We start from the raw sequence: 8,531 nt of genomic DNA, 5'->3' as shown, positions 1-8,531 counted from the left end.
ACCGCCGGATCGCCGCCCCAGGCGTTAAACCACACCGTCTGGCCGCGGGCTTCTTGTTGTAGGGATTGCCAGCCGGCGCTGGCGGCCAGCGGGGAGAGCAACAGCAAAGCGAAGACCAGCACACTGCGCATAACCACTCCTTATGGTTTTGAATCGGTTGGGATCCGGCACAATCCCTGGGCGGGGATCGCCATGGCCGAATTAAAGCGCGCCGACAGGTTTTGTAAACCGATCAGCGCCGTGAGTTCGGTGAGCGCGCGGGCGTCAAACTGGCCTGCCAGCCTGTCGCGCAGCGCATCGTCGACCACCGGCGGCGTCATGCTGGCCGCCTCGGCATACTCCAGCGCCAGCCGCTCGCGGTCGCTGAATAGCGCGCTGTCCCGCCATTCGGCGACCGCCAGCAGCTTAGCGCTGCCGCCGCTGCGTTCCGCCAGCTTCATATTGGTGATATCAATGCAAAACTCGCACAGGCACAGCTGCGCGACGCGGGCGCTGACCAGCGATCTCAGCACCGGATCGAGGGGCGAACGCTTGCGTTCCAGATAGCCGACGAACATCGACACCAGGTAAAACACCAGCGGAATACGGCCCCACCAGCGGATAGGGCTGAGCACCTCGCCGTAGTGGCGACGATGCAGCCAGGCCTGCGGGCGAAGAATCAGCGGAATGGACTTCAGAGGGGGTAAGCTCATCGTGAACGCCTCTTTTGTTGTTCAAGATAGAGCGCTTTCGCGACGACCACCACAATCGCCAGCGCAAACAGGATCGATAAACCGGTCATCAGCCAGAATGTGCCGCCGGTCAGCAGGCTGCCGGTCCACGAATAGACTATCGTCGCGGGCAGCTGGCCTAGACCGGTGGCCAGCATAAAGTGGCGAAAGCGCATTGACGTCAGCCCGGCGGCGTAGCTCACCGGGTCGAAGGGAACGAAAGGGAGCAGACGGCAGATTAATATGGTGTGTTTGCCGTAGCGGGTAAAAAAGCCATCCGTACTCTGCAGTACGCTCTTGCCGGTGAGCTTTTCCACCGCGTCGCGGCCGAGCGCTCTGGCGATAAAAAAGCACAGCGCCGCGCCGGCCATCGCGCTCACCCACGACAGCGCGCCGCCCCAGAAGGCGCCGAACAGGGAAGCGTTAGCGAAGGTGATCAGGAAGGCGGGAAGCGGGGCGATAATCGCCTGCAAAATCATCAGGGCGAAGGAGACCAGCGCCGCCTGCGGGCCCCAGGAGTCGATAAAGCGTTCAATAGCCTGCTGATCGAGCGTGGCAAAAGCGGCGAGGCTGCGCTGCATAAACTCATTGACGCCGGGTATCAGCCACCATGCCAGCAGAAGCGCAAACAGCGTCATGCCGATGGCTATCCGGTAGCGCGCGTTGCTATTTTTCATCGTGAGCCTGTATCCGTGATGTCTCGATTCGCCGATAGCGGGCATATCTTTTCGCCGCCTGAATCAGGACAAATAAGGCCAGCCCCGCGAGGGTCAGCTTCAGTATAAACAGGGGGGTGATACCCTCGCGGATAAGCTCGCTGGCCATCAGCGTATAGATAAATATGCCGGGCAAGGTGGTGAGGGCGGAAATAAAGGTAAACGTCCAGAATGGAATCGCCGTCAGGCCATAGGCGTAGTTCTGTACATTATAGGGAAACAGCGGGATGAGCCGGGTCAGAATTAAAAAATCGGTGCCGCTACGGGCGATGCCTTTTTCAATGGCCTGAAAAATCGCCGTCTGCCCGACGTATTTAAGCAGCAGCTCGCGGCCCAGCCAGCGGGCGAACAGAAACGACGCGGAGGAGGCGAGCGTCGCCGCCAGCAGCGATAGCAAGGTTCCCGCCAGCGGACCGAAAATCACCCCGCCGGCAATCACTAAAAGAGTGCCCGGTAGCAAAAAAAGGGTGGCGACGATAAACAGCAGAATATAGAGCGTATAGCCGAAGGCGCCGCTCTGGCGGATCATTTCGCGCAGACGATCAAAATGGGTAACCAGCCCGGCAAAACCCGATTGCTGAATAATACAGGCGACAATGCTCAATATCACCACAACAAAAAGCAGCTTATATTCTGCTTTATGACGGCTTCTTTTGCATTGGGTTCTCCTGTATGGCGCGGGCGGTCTGAAGTGCGCGCGAAAGTATAATAGTTTGCCGCCGTTCACAATCTCTGACGGCGGCTTTTTTGATATGGCTCAGGCTCTCCGGACGGGAGAGCCTGACGGAGGGAATATTTAGACTTTAAAGGTCGCCCATACCGGCGCGTGGTCGGACGGCTTTTCCATTGCGCGAATTTCGTAGTCGATGCCGGTTTCGATGCAGCGCTGCGCCAGCGGGGTGCTTGCCAGCAGCAGATCGATACGCAGCCCGCGGTTATCGTCAAAGCCCTTAGAGCGATAGTCGAACCACGAGAAGTGTTCGTTATCCTGCGGATTCGCATGGCGGTAAGTATCCACCAGGCCCCAGCTCAGCAGGCGCTCCATCCATTCGCGCTCTTCCGGCAGGAAGGAACACTTGCCGGTACGCAGCCAGCGCTTGCGGTTCTCTTCACCGATGCCGATATCGAGATCGGTCGGGCTGATATTCATGTCGCCCATGATCAGTACCGGATTCTCTTTATTCAGTTCGGTATCAAGGTAGTTTTGCAGGTTCTGATAAAACGCCGCCTTCGCCGGGAATTTGGTTTCATGATCGCGACTTTCGCCCTGCGGGAAATAGCCGTTAATCACCGTCACGTTGCCAAACGGGGAAGGGATTTCCGCCATGATGATGCGGCGCTGGGCCTCTTCACCATCGTTTGGGAAACCGCGACGCACGGAGATCGGCGTCTCTTTGGTCAGCAGCGCGACGCCGTAATGGCCTTTCTGCCCGTGATAAAAGACGTTATAGCCCAGCTTTGCCACCTCTTCGAGAGGAAACATATCGTCGTGAACTTTGGTTTCCTGTAGGCCGATGACGTCGGGCTGGTGTTTATCGATGATGGCGGCCAGCTGATGCGGGCGGGCACGCAGGCCGTTGATATTAAAAGAGACAAATTTCATAGTCGCTGCCACTGTGCAAGGTGAATAGTGCAGGGATGGTAGCAGAAATTCGCCGGGCTGGCTGCGCAAAGGCGCTTTATTCTGCCGATTGCAGCGGTTGGTAGCCTGTTTGCACAAACTGTGCACCATTCTGGAACGCGCTGCGCCAAAAAAGGGCGATTATTGCCGATAAATTTCGTCAAGGATCACAATTACAGAATTATATCTTACTCCTGCATAATCTTTCTTTTTATTCCACTGCAAAAGCCTCTTTTAGTATTTTTATTCACTTTTTATGCATTTTATGTGAATAGCGGTCTTTCGTAACTTATTGATATTTCGTTGACGACCTCGATTTATGCATTTTTACCTCTGGCTGGCACGCACCGTGCAATCTACATTTACAGCGTAATAACCATATTCATTAACATTATTTAAACTTTTTATTTACCGGAAGAGGTCGATATGTCTCAGTCAATTACGCGTAGCAACTTTGATGAATGGATGATGCCTGTATACGCGCCAGCGGCTTTTATTCCGGTACGCGGCGAGGGGTCACGCCTGTGGGATCAGCAGGGAAAAGAGTATATCGATTTTGCCGGCGGCATTGCGGTGAACGCCCTCGGTCACGCTCATCCTCGGCTGGTTAAAGCGCTGACCGCGCAGGCGGAAAAGTTCTGGCATACCGGTAACGGCTATACCAATGAGCCGGTATTGCGTCTGGCTAAGCAGCTGATTGACGCCACTTTTGCCGACCGGGTCTTTTTCTGTAACTCCGGGGCCGAAGCCAACGAAGCGGCGCTAAAACTGGCGCGCAAATATGCCCACGATCGTTTCGGCAGTGAGAAAAGCGGCATCGTGGCGTTCAAGAATGCCTTCCACGGCCGCACGCTGTTTACCGTTTCCGCTGGCGGCCAGCCGGCCTATTCGCAGGATTTTGCGCCGCTGCCGCCGCAGATTCAGCACGCCATCTATAACGACCTCGACTCGGCAAAGGCGCTGATCGACGACAATACCTGCGCGGTGATCGTTGAACCGATGCAGGGTGAAGGCGGCGTCGTGCCTGCGGATGCGGACTTCCTGCGCGGCCTGCGTGAACTGTGCGATGCGCACAACGCGCTGCTGATTTTCGACGAAGTCCAGACCGGCGTCGGCCGTACCGGGGAGCTGTACGCCTATATGCACTACGGCGTGACGCCGGACGTGCTTTCCACCGCGAAAGCGCTGGGCGGCGGTTTCCCGATCGGCGCGCTGCTGGCATCGGAGCGCTGCGCCAGCGTGATGACCGTCGGCACCCACGGCACGACCTACGGCGGCAACCCGCTGGCCTGCGCGGTGGCGGGAGAAGTGTTTGCCATCGTCAACACCCGCGAAGTGCTCAGCGGCGTTAAGCAGCGCCATCAATGGTTCTGCGAACGGCTCAACGCGATTAACGCGCGTTACGGCCTGTTTAAAGAGATTCGCGGCCTGGGGCTGCTTATCGGCTGCGTGCTGAAGGATGAATATGCCGGCAAGGCGAAGACCATCAGTAATGAGGCGGCGGAAGAGGGGCTGATGATGCTGATCGCCGGCGCCAACGTGGTGCGTTTCGCTCCGGCGCTGATTATCAGCGAAGAAGAGATCAACGCCGGGCTGGATCGCTTCGAACTGGCCTGCAAACGCTTTCTCGCGGGGGTCTCATCATGATGGTGATCCGTCCTGTAGAAAAAGGCGATCTGCCGGGGCTAATGACCCTGGCGGGCGAGACCGGCGGCGGCCTGACGTCGCTGCCGGCCGATGAAGCCACGCTGGCCGCGCGCATTGAACGTTCGCAGATGACCTGGCGCGGCGAGCTGCCGAAAAGCGAGCAGGGTTATGTGTTCGTTCTTGAGGACTGCGCCAGCGGCGCGGTAGCGGGAATTTGCGCCATTGAGGTGGCCGTGGGGCTTAACGACCCCTGGTACAACTATCGCGTCGGTACCCAGGTGCACGCATCGAAAGAGCTTAACGTCTACAACGCCCTGCCGACGCTGTTTCTCAGTAACGACCATACCGGCAGCAGCGAACTGTGTACGCTGTTCCTGGATCCAAAATGGCGTAAAGAGGGCAACGGCTATCTGCTGTCGAAATCGCGTTTTCTGTTTATGGCCGCCTTTCGCGAACGCTTCAACGATAAGGTCGTGGCGGAAATGCGCGGCGTCATTGACGAACACGGCTACTCGCCGTTCTGGGAGAGTCTCGGGAAACGCTTCTTCGCGATGGAGTTCTCCCGCGCCGACTACCTGTGCGGCACCGGGCAGAAGGCGTTCATCGCCGCGCTGATGCCGAAGCACCCGCTGTATATCGACTTTTTAAGCGACGAAGCGCGAGCGGTCATCGGCGAGGTCCATCCGCAAACCGCGCCGGCACGCGCGGTGCTGGAGAAAGAGGGATTTCGCTATCTCAACTACGTCGATATCTTCGACGGCGGCCCGACGCTGGAGTGCGAAATTGACCGGGTGCGGGCCATTCGCAAAAGCCGGCTGGTCACCGTCGTCGAAGGCCAGCCCGCGCCGGGCGAGTGGCCGGCCTGTCTGGTTGCTAATGAGCAGTACCAGCAGTTTCGCGCCATGCTCGTTCACGCCGACCCGGAGAGCGACCGCCTGGTGCTAAGCGCGCGCGAGCTGGATGCCCTGAAATGCCACCCCGGCGACCAGATTCGCCTGGTTCGTCTGTGCCCTGAGGAGAAAAAATCATGAGTTTATGGATTAACGGCGACTGGCAAAGCGGTCGCGGCCCGGCCCGTAGTAAACATAACCCGGTAAGCCAGGCGCTGCTGTGGCAGGGCAACGATGCCGATGCCGGGCAGGTGGCGCTGGCGGTCACCGCGGCGCGCGCGGCGTTTCCCGCGTGGGCGCGTCAGCCGTTTGCCGCCCGGAAAGCGATAGCGGAAAAGTTTGCTTCGTTACTGGAAGCGAACAAAGGTGAATTAACCAGGATTATCGCCCAGGAGACCGGCAAACCGCGCTGGGAAGCGGCAACGGAAATTACCGCGATGATCAACAAAATCGCCATTTCGGTGAACGCGTATCATAGCCGTACGGGGGAAGCGCAGACCGCGATGGCGGACGGAGAGGCGACGCTTCGCCATCGGCCGCACGGCGTGCTGGCGGTCTTTGGCCCCTACAATTTTCCCGGACATTTGCCTAACGGGCATATCGTTCCGGCGCTGCTGGCGGGAAATACCGTGGTATTCAAACCCAGCGAGCTGACGCCTCAAAGCGGAGAGGCGGTGGTGAAGCTATGGGCCGAAGCCGGCCTGCCGCCGGGCGTGCTTAACCTGCTCCAGGGCGGGCGGGAAACCGGCGAAGCGCTGAGCGGCCAGGCGGACATCGACGGCCTGCTATTTACCGGCAGCTCTGCGACGGGTTTTCAACTTCATCGCCAGCTTGCCGGGCAGCCGGAAAAAATTCTCGCTCTTGAGATGGGCGGCAACAACCCGCTGATCGTCGATGACCCACAGGATATCGACGCCGCGGTCCATCTGACCATTCAGTCGGCGTTTATTACTGCCGGACAGCGCTGTACCTGCGCGCGCCGGCTGCTGGTAAAACGCGGCGAGGCCGGCGATGCGTTTCTTCAGCGGCTTGTGACGGTGTCACAAACGCTGATTCCCGACGCGTGGGACGCTGAACCTCAGCCGTTCCTCGGCGGGTTAATTTCAGCGCAGGCCGCGCAAAAGGTACATCAGGCCTGGCTGGCCCACGTGGCCAGCGGCGGAAAAACCCTGTTGGAGCCGCGCCTGCTGCAGGCCGGAACCTCGCTGCTGACGCCGGGTATTATCGAGATGAGCGCGGTGGCGCAGGTGGCCGACGAAGAGGTCTTCGGGCCGCTGCTCTGCGTCTGGCGCTATGACCATTTCGATGAGGCGATTGCCCTCGCTAACGCGACCCGTTTCGGGCTTTCCTGCGGGCTGATCTCCGCCGAACGCGACAAATTCGACCAGCTGCTGCTGGAGGCGCGGGCCGGGATCGTTAACTGGAACAAACCCTTAACCGGCGCCGCCAGCACCGCGCCGTTCGGCGGTACCGGCGCTTCCGGTAACCACCGGCCGGGGGCGTGGTACGCCGCAGACTATTGCGCCTGGCCGATGGCCAGTCTCGAATCACCGGAGCTGGCGCTGCCGGCAACCCTCAGCCCCGGGCTGAATTTCCGTAAGGAGACATCACAATGAAAGCCCGGGAAGTGAACTTTGACGGGCTGCCGGGCCTGACCCACCACTATGCGGGTTTATCTTTCGGCAACGAAGCCTCGACGAAGCACCGCTATCGGGTGTCGAACCCGCAGCTGGCGGCAAAGCAGGGGCTGAAAAAAATGAAAGCGCTGGCGGATGCGGGCTATCCGCAGGCGCTGATCCCGCCGCAGGAGCGGCCAAACATTCCGCTGTTGCGGCAGATCGGTTTTAGCGGTAGCGATGAGCAGGTGCTGGAAAAGGCGGCGCGCCAGGCGCCGGAACTGCTCTCGGCGGTCAGCTCCGCGTCATCGATGTGGGTGGCTAACGCCGCCACGGTCTCCCCCTCGGCCGATTCGCTGGATGGCCGGGTGCATCTGACCGTCGCCAACCTGAACGATAAATTCCATCGCGCCAGCGAAGCGCCGACCACCGAAGCGCTGCTGCGGGCGATTTTCCCCGATGAGCAGCGGTTTGCCGTACACGGCGCGCTGCCCCAGGTATCGCTGTTCGGCGATGAAGGGGCGGCAAACCACAACCGCCTCGGCGGCGACTACGGCGCGCCCGGCGTGCAGCTGTTTATTTACGGCCGCCAGCAGGGGGGCGAAGATAATCCGCTGCGCTACCCGGCGCGGCAGACGCTCGAGGCCAGCCAGGCCGTCGCCCGCCTGAATCAGGTCAATCCCCGGCAGGTGATTTTCGCCCGACAAAATCCGGCGGTGATTGATAAGGGCGTGTTTCATAACGATGTGATTGCGGTAAGCAATCAGCAGGTGCTGTTTTGCCACGAGCAGGCGTTTGTTGACCAGCCGCATCTCCTGCAGCAGCTGGCGCAGCAGGTCTCCGGCTTTACGCCGCTGGTGGTGCCGGCGAGTCAGGTTTCGGTGGAAGAGGCGGTGGCGACCTATCTGTTCAACAGCCAGCTGCTAAGCAAAGAAGAAGGCGGGATGCGGCTGATTTTGCCGCTGGAAGCGCAGGAACACCCGGGCGTCTGGCGCTACCTGAACCGGCTGGTGGAGGGCGATAACCCCATCGATGAGCTACAGGTTTACGATCTGCGCGAAAGCATGGCCAACGGCGGCGGCCCTGCCTGCCTGAGGCTGCGGGTGGTGCTGACGGAGGACGAGCGACAGGCGGTGAATCCGGCGGTCATGATGAACGATACGCTGTTCGCCACCCTTAATGACTGGGTAGAGCGCTACTATCGCGATCGCCTGACCCAGGTCGATCTCGCGGACCCGCAGCTGCTGCGCGAAGGCCGCGAGGCGCTCGACCGCTTAACGCAAATCCTGCGCCTGGGCTCAGTGTATCCGTTTCAGCAATAAGGAGGCGTC

General features: G+C 59.7%; 8 protein-coding genes and 1 pseudogene. 4 read left to right on the top strand and 5 right to left on the bottom strand.

Translation table 11 applies throughout. The features are described 5' to 3' along the window. The 5 genes and pseudogenes from CDA56_RS27275 to xthA all read right to left on the bottom strand — a co-directional run. A pseudogene (locus CDA56_RS27275) lies at positions 1-131 on the bottom strand (ABC transporter substrate-binding protein); the annotation flags it as partial. 9 nt (positions 132-140) lie between these two features. Next, positions 141-692 carry a carboxymuconolactone decarboxylase family protein gene (locus CDA56_RS27270; RefSeq protein ID WP_014228973.1) on the bottom strand — a complete coding sequence of 184 codons (552 nt, stop codon included), beginning with the start codon at positions 690-692 and terminating at the stop codon, positions 141-143. After that, a complete protein-coding gene (locus CDA56_RS27265; protein WP_049070246.1) occupies positions 689-1,387 on the bottom strand; it encodes a TVP38/TMEM64 family protein in 699 nt (232 codons plus the stop codon). The genes CDA56_RS27270 and CDA56_RS27265 overlap by 4 nt, the downstream gene beginning before the upstream one ends. After that, positions 1,377-2,012, bottom strand: a complete 636-nt coding sequence (locus CDA56_RS27260; RefSeq protein ID WP_369815896.1) for a TVP38/TMEM64 family protein — start codon at positions 2,010-2,012, stop codon at positions 1,377-1,379. The genes CDA56_RS27265 and CDA56_RS27260 overlap by 11 nt, the downstream gene beginning before the upstream one ends. 210 nt (positions 2,013-2,222) lie before the next feature. Further along, on the bottom strand, positions 2,223-3,029 hold the full coding sequence (gene xthA, locus CDA56_RS27255; protein WP_014228976.1) for an exodeoxyribonuclease III: 807 nt from the start codon (positions 3,027-3,029) through the stop codon (positions 2,223-2,225). A gap of 444 nt (positions 3,030-3,473) precedes the next feature. On the opposite strand from xthA, the gene astC reads away from it, so the two are divergent. From astC to astB, 4 genes are read left to right on the top strand one after another with little or no spacing between them, the layout of a single operon-like run. Continuing rightward, on the top strand, positions 3,474-4,694 hold the full coding sequence (gene astC / locus CDA56_RS27250) for a succinylornithine/acetylornithine transaminase (protein WP_064358733.1): 1,221 nt from the start codon (positions 3,474-3,476) through the stop codon (positions 4,692-4,694). Further along, positions 4,691-5,725: an arginine N-succinyltransferase gene (gene astA, locus CDA56_RS27245; protein WP_014228978.1), complete on the top strand. Its 1,035-nt coding sequence runs from the start codon at positions 4,691-4,693 to the stop codon at positions 5,723-5,725. Before astC ends, astA begins: the two co-directional genes overlap by 4 nt. Further along, positions 5,722-7,200: a succinylglutamate-semialdehyde dehydrogenase gene (astD, locus tag CDA56_RS27240; RefSeq protein WP_047724036.1), complete on the top strand. Its 1,479-nt coding sequence runs from the start codon at positions 5,722-5,724 to the stop codon at positions 7,198-7,200. Before astA ends, astD begins: the two co-directional genes overlap by 4 nt. Continuing rightward, entirely contained in the window at positions 7,197-8,522 is a 1,326-nt protein-coding gene (gene astB / locus CDA56_RS27235) for an N-succinylarginine dihydrolase (protein WP_102802806.1), read from the top strand. Before astD ends, astB begins: the two co-directional genes overlap by 4 nt. Positions 8,523-8,531: the final 9 nt, after the last annotated feature.

The organism is Klebsiella michiganensis, from assembly GCF_002925905.1.
Lineage (GTDB): Bacteria > Pseudomonadota > Gammaproteobacteria > Enterobacterales > Enterobacteriaceae > Klebsiella > Klebsiella michiganensis.
The sequence above is the reverse complement of the archived record's forward strand: the minus strand, read 5'-3'. Positions and strand labels throughout refer to the sequence as shown.